The 18,359-nt window shown below is 49.7% G+C and carries 11 protein-coding genes and 1 tRNA gene; 3 read left to right on the plus strand and 9 right to left on the minus strand.

What is annotated here, in order from left to right; genetic code table 11:
• Positions 1-357: 357 nt before the first annotated feature.
• A complete protein-coding gene (locus tag DU481_RS04695; protein ID WP_350133019.1) occupies positions 358-1,272 on the minus strand; it encodes an alpha/beta fold hydrolase in 915 nt (304 codons plus the stop codon).
• A gap of 225 nt (positions 1,273-1,497) precedes the next feature.
• Here DU481_RS04695 and lpxK point away from each other — a divergent pair, with 225 nt between their 5' ends.
• The 3 genes from lpxK to DU481_RS04710 all read left to right on the plus strand — a co-directional run bounded on the left by lpxK (position 1,498) and on the right by DU481_RS04710 (position 4,313).
• Positions 1,498-2,517 (plus strand): tetraacyldisaccharide 4'-kinase, encoded by a 1,020-nt coding sequence (lpxK, locus tag DU481_RS04700; RefSeq protein ID WP_350133021.1) that lies wholly within the window; start codon positions 1,498-1,500, stop codon positions 2,515-2,517.
• Between the two features lie 423 nt (positions 2,518-2,940).
• Positions 2,941-4,170: an aspartate kinase gene (locus tag DU481_RS04705; RefSeq protein WP_350133022.1), complete on the plus strand. Its 1,230-nt coding sequence runs from the start codon at positions 2,941-2,943 to the stop codon at positions 4,168-4,170.
• A gap of 50 nt (positions 4,171-4,220) precedes the next feature.
• A tRNA-Ser gene (locus DU481_RS04710) sits at positions 4,221-4,313 on the plus strand.
• Positions 4,314-4,654: 341 nt separating this feature from the next.
• Here the strand turns inward: DU481_RS04710 and DU481_RS04715 are convergent.
• The 8 genes from DU481_RS04715 to DU481_RS04750 form a co-directional block, all read right to left on the minus strand.
• Complete coding sequence (locus DU481_RS04715; RefSeq protein ID WP_350133025.1) at positions 4,655-5,059, minus strand: hypothetical protein; 405 nt, start codon at positions 5,057-5,059, stop codon at positions 4,655-4,657.
• Positions 5,060-5,394: 335 nt separating this feature from the next.
• Positions 5,395-7,602, minus strand: a complete 2,208-nt coding sequence (locus tag DU481_RS04720) for a penicillin acylase family protein (protein WP_350133027.1) — start codon at positions 7,600-7,602, stop codon at positions 5,395-5,397.
• Positions 7,603-7,604: 2 nt separating this feature from the next.
• On the minus strand, positions 7,605-9,248 hold the full coding sequence (locus DU481_RS04725) for a long-chain-fatty-acid--CoA ligase (RefSeq protein WP_350133028.1): 1,644 nt from the start codon (positions 9,246-9,248) through the stop codon (positions 7,605-7,607).
• A 31-nt stretch (positions 9,249-9,279) separates the two neighbouring features.
• A complete protein-coding gene (locus tag DU481_RS04730; RefSeq protein ID WP_350133030.1) occupies positions 9,280-12,417 on the minus strand; it encodes an efflux RND transporter permease subunit in 3,138 nt (1,045 codons plus the stop codon).
• Entirely contained in the window at positions 12,414-13,586 is a 1,173-nt protein-coding gene (locus tag DU481_RS04735; protein WP_350133032.1) for an efflux RND transporter periplasmic adaptor subunit, read from the minus strand. The genes DU481_RS04730 and DU481_RS04735 overlap by 4 nt, the downstream gene beginning before the upstream one ends.
• 47 nt (positions 13,587-13,633) lie before the next feature.
• Positions 13,634-15,004, minus strand: a complete 1,371-nt coding sequence (locus DU481_RS04740; protein ID WP_350133034.1) for an efflux transporter outer membrane subunit — start codon at positions 15,002-15,004, stop codon at positions 13,634-13,636.
• Between the two features lie 39 nt (positions 15,005-15,043).
• A complete protein-coding gene (locus DU481_RS04745; RefSeq protein WP_350133036.1) occupies positions 15,044-16,021 on the minus strand; it encodes an alpha/beta hydrolase in 978 nt (325 codons plus the stop codon).
• Positions 16,022-16,073: 52 nt separating this feature from the next.
• The gene (locus DU481_RS04750; protein WP_350133038.1) at positions 16,074-18,227 is read right to left on the minus strand and encodes a TonB-dependent siderophore receptor; all 2,154 of its coding nucleotides are present in this window, start codon (positions 18,225-18,227) and stop codon (positions 16,074-16,076) included.
• Positions 18,228-18,359 lie beyond the last annotated feature (132 nt).

Below are 18,359 nucleotides of genomic sequence, written 5' to 3' on the forward strand. Positions count from 1 at the left end.
TTAGCCGTGCTTTGCGCACGTAAGCGCATCCTTTCAAACCCTTCGTTGCAATTAATTCTCGCGAAATTTAAATTAAACAAACGGTGTTGGGAATGTGGCAAATTGCCGCGCGGCAATTTGCCACAGTGTTGATCTATCTATTCCACGAGATGCTTATTAATCAGCAAAAACAAAATTTCTTAAGGAGAAATATGACATTAAACAATTCAATTCAAACAGCTGAGGTTCATGTGTGAAAAGGAATTGCAGATGCTGAGGTGCCCGGCACGATGGATGTTTTCGTTCGTTCCGGGAAAATGCCGCAAGAAATGCAGCGGTAAAAAAATTCAGTTCAGTGACCTCCGGTTTTGCCTGAGATCATTGAACTGTGATAACAGTACGCGATTTCAGAATGAAATCCCGTACGATTTTTATCTGATGGTCATCCATAAGCATCGGCGCATGGCCGATGCCGGGTAACTCGACGATTTGCGCTTTTGCGCCGCGCAACTGCATTTGCGCTGCCGTTTCAGCCGATAAAATGTCTGATTCAACGCCACGCAACACCAACGTTGGCGTCGCTAACTGATCCCATTGCGCCCACAAATCGATATCGGTGATTTTATGTTCTTTGAAACTGACCGCAATCCTGGGATCATAGCGGAAGCCGTAAGTACCATCCGGATACTCGCGGACACTATGAATCGCCATATGCTTCCACTGTTCCTCGGTCAGAGGCCCAAACGACGCTGAAATCACTTGCATGTACTGTTTGAATTCTTCGAAACTCTTGAAACGCGGATCTTTGCCGACATAATCGGCAATCCTTTTCAGCGCAACGGCAGGAATCAATGGACCGATATCGCTCAAGACCAATTTATGGATCGTAACCGGCTGGTTCGGTTGTATCGCCAGAATCATGCCGATCAACCCGCCCATAGAAATACCGACCCAATCCAAGGTGATTTTCTCTTGATACTGCGATTGGAGATGCGTTATCAACGACACCGCATCAGATAGATACAACGGGTAATAATCATAATCATGCGCGTGCTCAAGCCAATCACTTTGGCCGCGCCCCACCACATCGACGCAAATCACCCGGCAATCCGCTTGCAGCGCCTGTGCAAGATAGTCGAAATCACGGCAGTTACGCGATAAACCATGCACACAGATGACTACATGCGGATTGCGCGGATCTCCCCAATCGGTATACGCAATATGATGCGGCTTTTTAGATTGGCCATCTCCCGACAGCGTGGGAACAAGCAGCCGGTTTACAGATATATTCATGATCTTATTGCTCTTGTGAATTAAGTGTCAGACCCGCATTGATTGCATTATTGCTACGCGAATCCAAACAAAAAATGAAATTTATGATGGCGAATATTCACACAATTCCTAGAGTCTGGATATAGGCCGGGTAAAAATTTTTGCCGGTTCAATCGCATGATGGATAACGATTGGAATCGCATGTACTATGCATACCGTAATCCATACCTCATCTGAATGCAAAATATGAAATTATCGGAGCTGTATTGGCATCGCATCACCCCGTTACACTTTGTTTTGTGGCCATTAAGTGTTCTGTATCGTTTCTTCCTGGCGGGGAAAAAATTGTGCTACTGGTTGGATATTCTTCCGTCGGTCACACTACCGGTCCCCGTGATTATCGTCGACAGCATCAGTATCGGCGATGGCGGAAAAACACCACTGCTGCTTTGGCTTGTCGATTTATTACTGGCGCATGGCTTTCACCCTGGAATCGTCACACAAGGTAACTCGGATAATGCCGGGCCACCGGCAGCAGTCACAACCGCCAATAGCTCGCAGCATAGCGGAGGAAAAGCATTTTTATTAGCGCAATTACATGGAAAATCTTGCCCGGTCTGGGTGGGCAACGATCGGATTGCCGCCGCACAAGCGCTTCTCACCACGCACCCCGAATGCAACGTCATCATCAGTAATGATGGCTTGCAATATCATCGCCTGGAACGTGATATTGAAGTCATTGCCGTTGATTTTAACGAGCAGAACTTCGGCAATGGATTGCTACTGCCTGCCGGCCCTTTACGCAGCACTCTGAAAGATCTGGGAAAATCCAGCATTCTTGTCGCCAATAACTTGCAGAATCATTATATTGATCCGAGTCAGCAGAATAAAATTTACAATATGAAGCTGGTAAACGAAACCGCTTATCTTGTGCTCGATCCACAACAGCGCAAAACTATTGCCGATTTCGGAAAAGAATCAATCCGGATTGTTACTGACGCCGACAATGTCCACTGGCTTTATGAGCTTATGCAAAAAACAGGCATCAACGCGGAATTGCATTCGCATCCAGAAAATCACCGCTTTAAAACGGAAGACATTCATTTCGCGGATGCTGATATCGTCCTCATGCCGGAAGAAAATGCGCTGCAATGCAAAGACTTCGCGCACGGCACACTTTGGGCAGTATCTCAGAAAGCCTGGGTGAATAGCGAACTGCAATCCGTTTTATTAAGGAAACTGCGCGGCAATCCCTCCTCTTTATAAGGGGATACTGATGCTTACCGAACGCCGGTCAGTCTTGACAAAATACCGTTTTCATTTAAAATCGCGGCCACTGAGAAAGACTGCATTGATTTTTCATTTCAGTATTCTCAAAGCTATCGAAATGGGTTCTCCTTCGCAATCCAGCAAATAAACCTAAATCATAGCTAAGTGTTTCAGTTACTTCATTTATATCCTTCCAGAGTACTATCCCGCACGAAATACCCTGGAAGGATTATCCAACAGCTGATCAATAGTGAATAAACCTGAAGTACAAGTGAATACTCGTTGTTGCACGCATCCGCACGATAAGATGGAAAAACAACCTGCTGCCTTTTTCAAAAGCAGCGCAATCTAGTTTTCTAGCAGTGAAATGTGTAGAATTACGCGGTTTTCCAATTCTGAAATTTAGCGGATCATAAATTCGTGGCTTTTTACGTACAAAAATATGGCGGTACCTCAGTTGGCAGTACCGAGCGAATAAAGAGCGTTGCGCGCCGGGTCGCGAAATTTCATTCGCAGGGACACCAGATTGTTGTTGTCGTTTCGGCCATGAGCGGCGAAACCAACCGGCTGATTGCGTTAGCCCATGAAGTACAAGAAAACCCCAGTCCACGTGAACTGGACGTCATGATCTCCACCGGTGAACAGGTTTCCATCGCACTTTTGGCGATGGCATTGATGGAACTTAACGTTAAAGCAAAAAGCTATACGGGACCGCAAGTTAAGATTCTGACCGATAGCACGCACACCAAAGCCCGCATTCTAAGCATCGACGAAGCAAAAATCCGCGCCGATCTGGATGCCGGATATGTCGTCGTGGTAGCCGGATTTCAGGGTGCGGATGAGAAAGGAAGCATCACCACCCTGGGCCGCGGCGGATCGGACACCACCGGGGTTGCATTAGCAGCCGCCTTGAAAGCCGACGAATGCCAGATCTACACGGATGTGGACGGAATTTATACGACGGATCCTCGCGTCGTTGCGGAAGCCAGAAGACTGAACACGATAACCTTTGAAGAAATGCTGGAAATGGCAAGTCTTGGCTCAAAGGTACTGCAATTAAGATCGGTCGAATTTGCAGGAAAATACAAAGTTAAGCTGAGAGTGCTATCCAGCTTTGAGGAAGAAGGCCAAGGCACGCTGATTACTTTTGAGGAAGATGAGAATATGGAACAAGCTGTCATTTCAGGTATCGCATTCAATCGAGATGAAGCGAAAATTACCGTATTGGGCGTTCCCGATCATCCCGGCATCGCTTATCAGATTCTCGGACCCGTGGCCGATGCCAATATCGATGTCGATATGATTATCCAAAACGTAGGCCATGACGGTTTAACGGACTTTTCGTTTACGGTTCACCGGAATGAATTTAAAAACACCATGAACATCCTGCGAGAAAAAATCCAACCGCATATTGGCGCCCGTGATGTACTCGGAGGTGATAGAATCGCAAAAGTATCGGTGGTCGGTGTTGGCATGCGTTCACACGCAGGTATCGCCAGCAAGATGTTCCGGGTTTTGGCGGAAGAAGGCATTAACATCCAGATGATCGCCACCTCGGAAATCAAAGTATCCGTGGTTGTCGACGAAAAGTATATGGAACTGGCTGTCAGGGTTCTACATAAAGCATTCGATCTTGAGCAAGCGCTCTAAGAAATCGATAATGCTGATTTCGGGAAAATCATTATAGTGTAGTCATTAACGGAGAGATGGCCGAGTGGTCGAAGGCGCTCCCCTGCTAAGGGAGTATAGGCTCAAAAAGCTTATCGAGGGTTCGAATCCCTCTCTCTCCGCCAAACATTATATATAATCAATTGAATTATAATAATAATTATATTTTGTTATTATAATGTACACATCTTTTTACCCATATCTTGTTGCTGGCTAGCAGCGGATAATGCCGGATAAATCTGGAGCAAGCATTGTTGTTGACCCCAGTCGTAATTGACCATAAAAACTTGAAATATCAGGATTGTTTACACAGAAGTTGATTGAAATAAGCGTTGAGTATTTCATAAGGGACAGCATTATTCAAACTCTTATGCGGTTTTACAGTATTGTAGAAGTTAATGAAACGGAAAAGCTGAATGCAGCGATCGGTGCTGCCTTAAAGCAAGTTTTGCTGTGCCACATATCATCAGTACGGATGACTCGTTCGCTTTGTCGTTGGTTTGAGGGCGATTAATGCGGGCAAACTTCTGCCCGATACCCTATGCCTGCAAGCTTTGACGACAGCATGAGCGTCAGTTCCTTTAAATTCCTGGCCGTTATCGGAATAAGCATAGTCGATCTGGTAAGGACATTGAGCAGCAGTACTTAGGAGGAAGCAAGCGGCGCGGCGCGGCGCTGTGTTGGGTTTTATCAGGAAAGATCTCAGCATACAGCTCCCTGGAAAATCATCGATGGCCACAAACAGATATTCGCGAGGTTCACTAGCGAATTGCCCTTTCAGCAAGGAAAACCGCTTGGTATCGAAGTGAACAAGCTCGCCCAGGTAAGACTTGTTATAGCGCTTGGCTTCTCGTTTGAGACCGTACTGCAATGTTCTAACCGCTGGTTAGTGCTGTCGCGGGGAGTAAATTCCTGTAGTCTCGCGCGTTTCAGCACGTCATAAATCTTTGGAATGCTGACAAAGGAGCATTCCGCCAAATGCGCTACCTTCCACAGCCGTGGTTTGATTTAGCCGCCAGATCTCCTGGCGATTCAATAAAGTTAATCGTGTACGTTTATGTATGTCCATCTACAGTATTCTCCTGAATACTGTAAACAACGCTAGAAATTCTTACAACTAAGTAATCAAGGTCTGCTTATCGGACTTAGTGTCAATCTAGCTATTTAATAATATCTTTTCAGGTAAATTCAAGCTGCAAAAACTGACTATCGTGTTCTATTTTCATAAATATCCAGCGTATCGTAAGACAGAAATTCACGGAATTGCACATTACTTTCAATCTCATTTTGGCTGCGCCATGCAGGGCGCAATTGCTGCTTTGCAGATAGATGCAATTGGCTAGAAGTTTCAAAAACCTGCGGTTGCGTAGCATTACCGTATGTCACCAGTACTTGCGCACGCATTGGCTTGGAAAATTCAACGACTGCAATAAAAGAATCCCCATAAAACGATCTCAATTTTCCATCGACATCCGGCTCGTAGACAATTTCTCTAAAAACTCCCAAATCCGTGTCAGCGCCATTGCCAGGTAAATCGATCCCATCGCGGCGCAGCCGGGCAACCTCACCCCACGACACATCGAGCTCTCCCGTCTCGGCAAGTAATTGGCTGATCGATTCCCGTAAGGCTGTAAGTGCGAGCGGCTTGTTGGCCAGACCAGATGGTGTAATTAGCGGCTCTGAAGAATCAAATGGCCGTAAATAAAAACGACTGCCCAGCAACTGATCGGGGGTAAAAACATAACTGGGATTTACTTCCGTCGCCTTAGCGATTGTTAATTCAATCCATTTTGCAAACCATAAACTAAAAAGCCTGGCGCCACGGCTTTCCGCCAAATATTGCCGGTCCCATTGGTTCATTACTGCAGCAGCTTGATGTAATAGCGGATCGTTGCTGACTCGCGCAACTGACAACAAATCATCGAGCAATTGATCAGCCGCCAGCGAATGCGTCGAATGCTTGGCGGCGATCACTGCTTCGAAACTCATTTTTTGTTGTGCCGCCAGCATCCTTAAGCTTTGCAATTCGCGATTATTAGTCACATCGATCGCAATATTTTCCGGATACTGATTTTTGTCAAGCCTGGGTAAGGTCATATACCATGGCGCGCCGTTACTATTTTGCACCCAGCCGGAATCCGGATTAATAACTTTAGGCAGATCTTGATAGTAGTGCGCTTGCTTCCAGATCAACCGGGAATCATCGCCAGCTAGGGTTTTTCGCCAAAAGAACGCATCACCGGTTGAACGTTGCGGAATAATACCGTTAAACGCCAGCATAATATTCTTGTCCGCATCGGCATAAATCACATTGAATAAAGCTAAGTGACCACCCGACAAAATTTCCTGGAATTTCTCCAGATTAGTGGCGCGCCCCATTTCCCACCATTGCCGATTCATGCCATTTAGTAGTTGTGTTTCAAGTAGCGCCAGACGTACCGACAAAATTTCTCCCGCATGATCAATTATCGGTCCCTGCATAGCACGGCGAATTGTCAACACCTCACTATCGATGCGGCCATCCGCCCGGAGAATCCGTATAGTCTCACTGCTTAACGCAAAATCATGCACAACACCGTCGAGCCAATAACCATCACTTAAGTGGTTACCGGCCAGCTTTAATCGGTATAGATCACAGCCATCAATGGGATTAACAGTGTGCGTCCAGCCCAAATGATCATTGAATGCGATTTGCAAAACGGGTGATCCAACCAGAGCAGCGCCATAAAGATTCAAATCGGGCATCAAAAGATGCGCTTCAAACAGTGTTTCCATACCGTGCCAGCTCAAATGGGGATTGGCAAGCAACATCGTATGGCCACTGCTGGAGAATTTGGCGCCCAAGGCCCAGCCGTTCGAGCCTGGAGGCTGGTTATTGAAATCAAATCCGGGCAATACCGCGCCGCATTCCGAAATGCCGGCGGTAAAAACGGTCATGACCCGCGTAGTATGTGCAATGATGTCTTGCGGCGTAACCGGCAGAACGGCTTTAACCTGATCAGAAACCGCTTCGGGATGGCGTTGCGCAAAATCGTTGATACCCGCAGCAAAAGCCGACAAATTGTCTTTAAACCCGGATTCCTGCTCCTGGTACCACTGTTCGGCCAGAGCTGGAATACCGAGCAAACGAACCGAACGATCGGCGGACAGATAGTCTTCTCCAAAATATTCGGCGCCGCGACCCCGCGCCATCGCGTACAGTTTGAGCAGCAAATCGGCGTGGCTGCGCATTTGCGCCCAGCCAAAGGCATAAAAAGCATCGCGTTCTTGAACGGCCACGATGTGCGGAACGCCCCAGTTATCCCACAAAATCTCGGGATTCCCACGCTTGCTTGGCAACGGTTCGGTTGTTTGGCACGCACTCAGCGCCAAAACAGACAGCAGCCCACAACGGATAAAAAAGGATCTCATCATTTTCATTCCGGGCTTAGTGATGCAGCAACCCCATGCTCGGACCGTAATGCTTTTTTATCGACCTTGCCGACGCTGGTTTTGGCGATGCCTTGCACCTGTCTGAACTGGGTCAGCAGGGCATGTTTGGAAATCAAACCTTGTGAAATCGATGAGCGAATGTGCTGCTGTGCCGCTGCTTCATCGAATAACTCCGGATCCACCGTCAGCAAAGCCAACGGCCGTTCCCCCCAGCGTGCATCCGGTATGCCGATCACCGCGACCTCCCTGACGCCGGCCACGGAAGCCAGGACATTCTCCACTTCCAGCGACGATACCCACTCCCCTGCCACTTTGATCACATCCTTGAGCCGATCGGTAATGCGCAGATAACCATCCGCGCCCATTACACCGATATCCTGGGTATGCAGATACCCGCCCTGCCAAAGCGCCGCACTGGCTTCGGAATCCTTCAGGTAGCCTTGCGTCAGCCACGGCGCGCGCACGGCAATCTCGCCGTTGCTGCTACCATCGCGAGCTTGGGGTTGCATCGTCGCATCGACAATTTGTACATCCACCAGCGGAATCGCACGCCCGGCGCTACAGCGTTGCATCGTCGACGCATCTTCATCCGCTTGTGGGGTCGCACCGTCCGGCTTCTCGATCGATTGCGCCAGCGTCAGGATCGGTGCGGTTTCGGACAATCCGTAACCGGCAAAGCAATCGATCCCCATGTCCAATGCCTCTTTAGCCAAGGTCCGCGGCAGCGCCGAACCGCCCACCACCACTTTCCAGCCGCGCAGATCGGTGCCAGCCGCTTGCGCCGCCGCCAGGATCATTTTCAATAACGTCGGCACGCAATGTGAGAAAGTTACTCGTTCCTGGACGATCAACCGCAGCAACGATTCAGCCGTGTAGCGGCCCGGATAAACCTGTTTTACGCCCAATAACGTGGCAATGTAAGGAATTCCCCAGGCGTGCACATGAAACATCGGCGTCAGCGGCATATACACGTCGCCGGCATGAAATCGCTGCTGCCTTGCCGGCGCCGCTAACGCCATCCCCGCCGCCAGAGTATGCAGCATCAACTGTCTGTGGGTATAAAAAACACCCTTAGGCAAACCGGTCGTGCCGGTGGTATAAAAAACCGTAGCGCGTGTGTTTTCGTCAAAATCGGCAAAACCGAAATGATCAGACCGGCCCTTCAACCAGGCTTCGTACTCGTCATCCAAGCTCAGCGCTGTAGGCGGTAACGCATCGCCGTCGCTCAGCACGATGATCTTCCGTATTCCGACCAACTGCTCGCGAATGCTTTCGATGATCGGTATGAAGTCGGTATGCAGCAATAATAACGTGGCTTGCGAATGATTCAGGGTGTAGGCGATCTGGGCCGGTGCCAACCGGCTGTTGACAGTCATCATGACGGCTCCGTACATCGGAATCGCAAAATAACACTCGAAATAGCGATGACTGTCGTGATCCATCACTGCAATGACGTCTCCGCGCTTGGCACCCGACGCCGCCAGCGCAGCAGCAAACCGGTTGATGCGCGCATAAGTCTGGCGATAACTCGAGCGATAGCGGTCGCGATAAATAATGGACCGGTCTGCTGCGTTAGCCAGTGGCGTATGCCAGAGCTGTTTAAGAAGCAATGGATAGATTGCAGTCATGTCAAGAAAACCCGGTAAAAATGTGCGCCGGTCAGTATGCTTCTCCGGTGCGTGCGGAAACCTTCATGCGTTCCGTTATTTCGCGCAATACCACGCAACTGACGGGCACCAGCACCAAAGTAACCAGTACCGAAAACAGAATACCGAAGGCCAGTGTCACCGCCATCGGCAGAATTTTTTCCGCGTCCGAACTTTGCACATTGATGAACGGTAACAAGCCGACAAAAGTAGTCGTGCTGGTCAGAAAAATCGCGCGGAACCGCGCCTTGCAAGCCCGGATCACGGTTTGATAGCGAGTGAAACGCTCTTGTGCGGCTTTGTTGATTTGAGCCACCAGTATCAGGCTGTCGTTGATTACGATCCCTCCGACCGCAAACAAAGCCACATAGGATTCGAGCGATAACGGTATGGCCAGTAACAAATGACCCAATATCGCACCGATGAAACCGAACGGAATCGCCAGCATAATCATCAACGGTTGCAGATAGGACCGCAACGGAATCGCCAGCAACGCATAGATACCCAACAACGAGAGCGCCCCATAGCGCCACAGATCGGCCATAGCGGCCTCCTGTTTCTGGCGGGCTTGCCCCGATTCGATCTTTATCCCTGGAAACTGTGCTTCCAATGCGGGAATCACATGGGTACGCAAATCGGCCAGGATAGTTTCAATACTGGCTTGTTCCTTATACACTTCCGCACTGATCAATTGCATCCGTTCCCGGTCCTGCCGGACAATATTGGCGAAACCCGGCATCAAATCGGCTTCCGCCACCGTGGCAAATGGCACGCTATCGCCATTGGGAAGCTGGATCGGTAGGCGATAAATATCATCCAGCGAGCGGCGCTGTTGCGCGGGCAAACGGACGATGACGCGGATTTCGTCGCGATTCAGAAAGAATCGCTGCACTTCCAGACCTAGGAAACCATTACGCACCTGTTCTCCCAGACTGTGCATGGTCAAACCCTGCGTTACCGCTTCCGGCTTGAGCTTGAGATGCAATTCGGGTTTACCCATCTGCATCGCGCCGGTGACGCTATGCACACCCTTATAACCAGCCAGCCTGGTTTTGAGTATTTCGCTAACAATGCTTTGTTGTTCGATATCCTGAGCAATCAACTTCAATTCGATGGCCTTGGCCGATTGCGCGGCAGTGATCCCGAGATTTCTTGGCCAGAAAGTTTGAAACGACAGCGTTGCACCGGCCGGCAGCTCGCCCAGACGCTCTTCCCATCGCTGCTTGATACTGTCCATGCGCAAGCGGATCCGCTCATCGATGGCAATTTCAATATCCACAAACGCGGCGTTATCCTCACTCACCGAAATGATATGTTGAAAACTATCCTGTAACCTATCTGTCGCACCCAATCCGAGCTCGGTATTCAATTCCATCCGAATATCATTGGCGGCGCGCTCCAAGCGAAATACATAGTCATTGACTTCTTCGAACGGTGTACCCGGAACGAACTGCAGGATGGCGAACAGATAATAATCATTGACCGGCGCATCCATAACACTTTGAATCCTCCCGGATGAAACAAGTGCAATTGCCACCAGCAAAATCATCGCAAAAATCGACAGCGTAATGTAACGAAAGTATAGCAATCGCTTCAGTAGCGGTATGTACACGCTATTGACGAACCACTGCAGCGTCGCATCGACCTTTGCTCTGACCTGCTCAAATGCGATCTCGATTTTGCTCTGTGTCGATACCGGACGGTCATACGACGACAAATGAGAAGGCAGAATGAATAACGCTTCCAGCATTGAGAATGCCAATGCCAGAATCACCACGGCGGAAACGTTATACATCAAGTGGCCGCTGAGACCCAGCAGGAATAGGCCAGGTACGAAGGCAATCATGGTGGATAGCACCATCATGACAATCAGCGGCGCCACTTCCAGCGTACCACTGATAGCGCCGGCCAATCCCGGATTCCCCCGTTCCTGGTGGGTGTAGATATTTTCCCCTACGACGATGGCATCGTCAGCCAGAACGCCAATGATCAGAATCAATGCAGAAATCGAGTAGGTGTTTAACGAAATACCCAGCATCGGCATCATCCATAATGCGCCGAACAACGACATAAGGATGCCACTGCTAACCCAAACCGCAAGACGGAATCGCAGTGTAAACATCAACACCAGAAAAACCAGGAAAAAACCGGAAATGGCGTTTTCCTTCAACATACTCATATTTTCCGCATAGTATTTCGACCAATCATCCCACGTCGAAATACCGACACCGGCCGGCAATTCGGGACGGAATGCGTCGATCACGGCATTGACCGCTTCAACCGATGTCGAAATCCGATCCTTGGACATCACGAAGATTTGCACGGTCGGCTTGCCATCAATCCTGGCCCGCATATCCTTGTCATTGACTGTTTCATGGATCCGCGCGACATCCCCCAGTAACAAGCGTGCGCCATTGATATCCGAGCGCAGGGGGATTGCTGCATAATCCGATACCGTCATGGCTTGATGCTTGCTTCTCAGCAACAGTTTGCCGTCTGGCTTCTTGAGTTCCCCGGCCGGAATGTTTTGCGAGACTGCCTGAATCGCTGCAGCTATTTCCTCAAAACTCAAATCGTAACGGTGCAACTCAGACTCCGTGACTTCAATCGAGATTTCATAAGGGATCTCAGGCCAAGGTGTGAGTTTGCCGATATCCGGATGCCGGCTCAGCAGAGCTTGCAACCGGTCGCGTTGACGCATTAAGGTCAACAAGTCTACGTCTCCGTGCACCATCACGGTCACAGCGGTGGTGCCGATTTTCAATTCCGTGATCTTCAATTTTTCGGCTTCCTTTGGAAAAACCGTGATGCGATCCATTCTAGCCTGCACATTAGCCTGGAAACGAGCCGCATCGATTTTCGGATCAAACTCGACGATCACCTCGCATTGCGCCTGGTGAGCGGTTGCATTGAGTTGTCGGATACCTTCCAGATCATGCATCGCTGTTTCTATCGGAATGCACAATGCGCGTTCTACTTCCGCCGGACCGGCGCCCGGATATTCGATCTCGATTTGCAGTTGATTTTGCGGCGCCGGGGGGATGGTATAGCGCTTGGCGATTGTCAATCCCAGAATTCCGCCTGCAATAATGAGTAGCATCAGGAAGTTTGCCGCAATCGGATTCCTGGCAAACCAGACAATCAGTTTCATGGCCTTTCCTTCGCCACCACGGACATGCCTTCAAGCGGATGCAGTATGCCGGAAACCATGATCCGTTCACCCGGCATCAAGCTTTCCTTCAGAATGACCTGCTCACGCTCCTTTTTCAGAACGGCAACGTGGCGCAAGCGCAAACGGCTGTCTTGATCAACGACCGCAATCCGATCGTCTTTCAGCAACGCACTCGCAGGAAGCACATACACACCTTCCAACCATCGGCCTGCGATACTCGCTTCGACATACAACCCTACCGGCAACATCGTGACCGCACGATCCTGTTCATTCCCTCGCAACCCGAACGGATCACTGACTTGAGCCACGATCATCACCATGCCGGTCTTTTCATCGATGGCCCCCTCACCGCGCACAATCCAGCCCCGCCAGGTTTGTAATTCTCCGTGATAGTTCGCTGACAAAATGACTTCCGCACCTTTGGCTGCGGCGGAACGTGCTGGCCAGTCTGGCACATCAACCCAAGACAGCTCCTGGGTATTGACGGGTAAACGCACTTCCGCCAGATCGCTGCTGTAAATACGGCCCAACACGTCGCCAATATTCAGGTACTGCCCTATCCCGATGGTTTTGCTGCGCACCCGACCATTGAAGGGTGCCCGTATTTCCGTCCGCTGCCGCAGCAATCGGGCATTTTTCAGTTCCTCCTGTTCGGCAGCGAGTTTTGCTTTTTTTTCCTTTAATTGCGGAATTCTCAAATTCAAAGGACTGGGGTCGCCCTCACCCAATTGCCGCCACTCCTGTCGCGCCTGCCCCGCTTCGGCTTCCTCGCGGGTGAGTTGATATTGCGCTTCCATCATCCGGGCTTGCGCTTGCGCCACGCGCAAATCGTATTCGGCCGGATCGATGGAAACCAGCAAATCCCCCTTTTTGAAAAAACCGCCACTGACAAATGCTGGCGCCACATGGGTGATATTGCCCGAAACACCCGTTATGACCTCGATTTCGGTTTGCGCTTTGACACGCCCTCGCGTTTGCACTGTCATTTGCAGCCGTTGCGGTTGTACCGTGATCGTTTGCACCACTGGCGGTTCGGCAACTTGTGGCTGCTGATCGGCTTGTGGCGGCATCTGGACGATAATCATGGCGGCAACAACACCTGCCATTATCACGAATAAAGCAATGAATAGTTGTTTACGCGCTTTCATCAACAAACAAATTTTTGCATGAAGAAAAGATGACTGTATAAGCTCGATCAGGCATTGCCACCCAGAGCCAGGTAAAGATTGATACGGTTACTCAGCAATTGCCGCGTTACGGAAAGATGCGCCGTTTGTGCATTCAACATGCTGCGATAACTGTCCAGCAACGTCAAAATTTCAATGGTGCCGTTTCGATACGAATAAATGGCCAGTTTCTGGCTGGACCCGGTATGTTCAACAGCTTTACGCAAGGCAATTTCCTGCTGCCGTAACCACTCCTCGGCTGCCAGTGCCTGTTCCACCTCGCGAAAAGCATTCAGTGCCGTATTTTTGTACTGATTCAGGGCTTCCTCGGCACGAGCCTGGCTGCGAAAAATCTCACCTTGAATGCGCCAACCGGTAAACAAGGGTTGCACCAATCCGGCAAATACATTCCAAGCCGCAGCCCTGGGGTCGATCAACTCGGTCAGATCGACACTGCGGCTCCCACCGGTTGCTGTCAGCGTAATTCGTGGCAAGCGCAATTTTTGCGCGCTGACCGTCCGCAAATCGGCTGCGTGCAAGCGCTTGAATGCAGCGATCAGATCGGGCCTGCGTTCCAGCAATTCCGACGGCAATCCTGCCGGTATCGCGGCCGGTAATAACGGTAGTTGGGTGATGCTCCACACTTTATCCTCGGGATAATTACCTAGCAAGATTTCCAGTCTTTTGGAAATTTGCTGCACCCGGTTGCGTGCTTGCTTCAGTTGCGCTTCGGCATTCGTCAGATCATTTAAAGCCAGACGCAAATCCAAGCCACGAACCAAGCCACGCTGAAAGCGGCCACGCACCAGATCGGCGATCACACCACGTTCTTTGATCGACTGTTCAATGATGGCCGATTGCAATTCGGCTTCGATCAATTCGAAATAACTTTGTGCAACGCGCGCCGCCAGCGATAAACGGGTTCCTTGAAAATCCGCCTGCACGGCAGTGGCTTCTGTTAGGGCCGCCAAGTGTGAGTCGCGGATTCTTCCCCACAAATCCACTTCCCAGCTGACACCGAACAGAGCCTCGAAAACGTTAAAGCGGGCGGAACCGAAGCCAGCATCGCGGATTTGTACTTCTTCATAATCCGCTGAGAAAAAAACCTGCGGCCAGCGCGGGGATCCGTCAATGCGTGCCTGAGCTGCAGCGGCTTGAATTCTCGCGGCTGCGGCCTTCAATTCGTAATTATTTTCCAGTGCGCGATCCACCAATTGTTTTAGCGTTGCATCCTGAAATGTTTCCACCCAGCTCACAGCGACGGATTGCTCCACAGCATGTTCTCTCCATTGCTGCGGGATGTCTGCACCGGCATCACCGGTACGCCGCTCGGACAACAGGCTGCAGGCGCTTAGAGCGAACAAAGGCAGCAGGAAGCAAAACAAATGGAATGGTTTCATAGTGAAGCACGTATAAACTGCATGCACATTTCCCTATTCTCAAATACGATTATTTTCAGGATAAAAAGCTTTCGCCAAGGTATCCGCCAAATCCTGGCGAACTTGCCCGGCTTCTTCGACGATATTGCCCAGCCGTGCAAAATCATGAACCATACCCGGGTATACGTTGACTTGTGTATCCACGCCGCTGGCTTTCAGCCGCTCGGCATAAGCTATTCCTTCATCCAGCAATGGATCGTACTCGGCTAAAACAAGACTGACCGGTGCCAGCTTCGACAAATCCGGCGTTTCCAGCGGCGCAAAGCGCCAATCAGTTCGATCGGCATCAGTGCGAAGATAAAGCTTAAACATCCATTGCAAGGTATCCGCTTCCAGCAAATATCCGCTGGCAAGCCGACGATGGGATCCGGTATTCTGCCATGCACTAGTACAGGGATACAGCAGAAGCTGATAAAGCGGTGGTTGCAGGTTTTCGTCCCGAGCCATGATCGCGATCCCTGTCGCCAATGTACCGCCTACACTATCACCACCGACAGCAATACGATTCGTGTCAAGACCGTGAGCCGATCCATGTTGCACAAGCCATTGATACGCATCATGCGCATCATGCACAGCGCTGGGAAAGCGATGTTCCGGTGCCAACCGGTAAGCGACATGCAATACATAGCAGGGTGTCAGCGCAGCCAGTGAACGACACAATGAATCGTACGAATCCAGACTGCCCAGACAGTAACCGCCGCCATGAAAATATAGCAACACCGGTTGCGGATCTGAAGTCTCTGCAAATTCCAAAGGCTTATACAACCGAGCACTAATCCAGTATCCATCGCGGCTTTCGATGCAAAGCTCTTGCACACTTGCCACTTGCGGACCCGGAACATCCAGTACGTGCGTGGCCGCTTCGTATTCGTGATACGCCTGATCCGCCGGCAAATCGTGCAATGCAGATCTATCTCCATTGACCACTGCTTCTGTTGCCAAGTCGAGAAATACGGATAGATCTTCATTTAGTGACATACGCGCTCCCCCCGATCCAACCAAATATCGAAAAAAACATCATAGCCACCTATTAAAACCGGAATGTCAAGGTGCCGACCACAGTACGTAGCGATCCGAGATAATACCTGTTGAAGTTTGTTGTAGAAATATAGCGTTCATTAAAAATATTACTGGCATTGATGTGGAACGACATGGGGCCTCTCTCATAGCGCAGCATAGCATCGAACAATGTAAACGATGGTGTAGTACTGATATTGCCTTCTTCATTGAACGTACTGCCAACGTAACGAACACCCCCTCCTAGCCCAAATCCTTTCAACCATTCGTAACCCAAAGTACCAAAGGAGTAATCGAGCCATCCGGAAGCCATCGTAGTGGGAATCTGTATCGGTCTTTTCCCTTTAAAGTCGGTTTCTTTTACATTGTCTACATCAAGATAGGTAAAGGTGCCGATGGCATTCAAACCGCGCAGCAATTCGCCACGTCCTTCCAGCTCAACACCACGCGATCTGACTTCTCCAATTTGCATAAGATGCGCTCCGGTAGGATCACTCGGATCTCGTGACAGCGCGTTCGTTTTGGTCAGATCAAAAAATGCTACTGTATAAAGAGACCTTCCTCCCACCGGCTGAAACTTGACACCTGCTTCGAATTGCGAAGCTCGGGTAGGATCAAATGGCTTGCTATTAGCATCAACGCCGGGTTGTGCCATAAATGATTGTGAATAACTAAAATAGGGTGCAATACCATTTGCAAACAGATAGGTTAAACCTGCCCGACCGGTAAATGCGCTATCCTTATTCCGGGTTGCGGAATCACTGAGTAGATCGCTATCCTTGGTGCGAAGCATGTCATAGCGCCCGCTCAGAGTTAAAATCCAGTTCTCATTGTATTTAAGTTGATCCTGAATGTAGAAACCTAATTGATCAATCCGCTGTTTCGCGTTTTGCAGCAACATATCAGGTCTCGGAATAGGTTGCGACGCATAAATCGGATTGGCAATATCAATAGAAGGCGGTACAAAGCCACTGTTATATCCTTCAAAATACCGTAAGGATGCATTGGTCTGATTCCAATCCGCTCCCAGAAGCATGGTGTGATGAACAGGACCGGTAGTGATTTTTGCTTGCAGATGGGTATCGAGCACAGTTTGGTTCAAACGTTCATTGGTCGCATAAGTACTGCGATCCGCCACAGTTGGCTGCTCAGGGTTGTTAAATCCCAACGAAAATATGTCCTGAAAAGTACCTTTCTGAAACGCATGACGGAAGTTCTGCCGGACTGTTAGCATTTCATTGAAATGATGTTCAAGTCGATAGCTGAATGATCCTTGGTTCTGTGCGTAGTGGGAAAACTTCGGTTCGCTCTGAAACACATTGGTAAATCGGCCATCCGGTGCTGTAATAAAAAATGGTGAGGAAGTGCTCCGGTTGTTAAGTACATCTCCCATAAAAGTGATAGTTGTCACAGCGGTCGGCCGGAAAGTGATAGACGGCGCGATATAAAACCGCTCATTATGCGCACGCTCACCTCCTGTATTCGGGTATCTGTCCTGCGTATCAGTGTCAAGTGCTGTAGTCACCAGCCGAAACATGATCGTCCCATCCTTGTTCGCCACCCCCAGATCGGCTGCGAATCTTTTCCGGTCAAAATTACCATACTGAAATTGCACTTCGCGAATCGGCGTAGCAGTCGGCAGTTTGGTTACCCGATTCACAATACCACCGGCATCACCGCGTCCGAACATTACCGAAGATGGACCACGCAGCACATCGACCCGCTCCAGGCCGTAGGTATCCGTGATAAAGCTGTTGAAAAACAAACCTTGTGCCGCATTGCTCAGGCCATCCCGAAAATTCGCGGTCGTTAAGGCGTTAAATCCTCTCATCATTAGATATTCAAAACCACGTCCTTCGAATCCGAATTGATCAACTGTAACGCCAGGCACATAGCGTAAGGCCTCAGTGAAATTTTGCACACTGCGCATATCCATTTCATTGCGCGTCACCACCGATATCGATTGCGGTATCTCGATTATCGGTGTATCGGTCTTGGTCGCGGTAATACTACGTTTAGCGGCATATCCGCTTGTTTCCCCTGTATTCTTAGCTTCAACTACCACGGCCGGAAGCGTCGAATCAGCGGTTCTATTTGTATCCGGTTTGTCGGAATCCTTTTCAGGAGAATCAGTTTTACGATCAGATGCTCCGATTGAATTTTGCATTTCGGCTTGCTTCGTTTGCGCAAAGCCGCTGCTGATGGTTGTAGTTAACACGATGGACAAAACTGCAGAAAATGCCAGATGTTTTGATAGGCCAAGTGATATTGTTGTTTTTTTGTACATGACTAGAAATAT

The sequence above is a fragment of the Nitrosomonas sp. genome (genome assembly GCF_040240425.1).
Classification (GTDB): domain Bacteria; phylum Pseudomonadota; class Gammaproteobacteria; order Burkholderiales; family Nitrosomonadaceae; genus Nitrosomonas.

Coding starts and splice junctions, on each gene's coding strand:
- DU481_RS04695 (WP_350133019.1), bottom strand. CDS start 1,272: ATGAATATATCTGTAAACCGGCTGCTTGTTCCCACGCTGTCGGGAGAT.
- lpxK (WP_350133021.1), top strand. CDS start 1,498: ATGAAATTATCGGAGCTGTATTGGCATCGCATCACCCCGTTACACTTT.
- DU481_RS04720 (WP_350133027.1), bottom strand. CDS start 7,602: ATGATGAGATCCTTTTTTATCCGTTGTGGGCTGCTGTCTGTTTTGGCG.
- DU481_RS04725 (WP_350133028.1), bottom strand. CDS start 9,248: ATGACTGCAATCTATCCATTGCTTCTTAAACAGCTCTGGCATACGCCA.
- DU481_RS04730 (WP_350133030.1), bottom strand. CDS start 12,417: ATGAAACTGATTGTCTGGTTTGCCAGGAATCCGATTGCGGCAAACTTC.
- DU481_RS04735 (WP_350133032.1), bottom strand. CDS start 13,586: ATGAAAGCGCGTAAACAACTATTCATTGCTTTATTCGTGATAATGGCA.
- DU481_RS04740 (WP_350133034.1), bottom strand. CDS start 15,004: ATGAAACCATTCCATTTGTTTTGCTTCCTGCTGCCTTTGTTCGCTCTA.
- DU481_RS04745 (WP_350133036.1), bottom strand. CDS start 16,021: ATGTCACTAAATGAAGATCTATCCGTATTTCTCGACTTGGCAACAGAA.
- DU481_RS04750 (WP_350133038.1), bottom strand. CDS start 18,227: ATGCAAAATTCAATCGGAGCATCTGATCGTAAAACTGATTCTCCTGAA.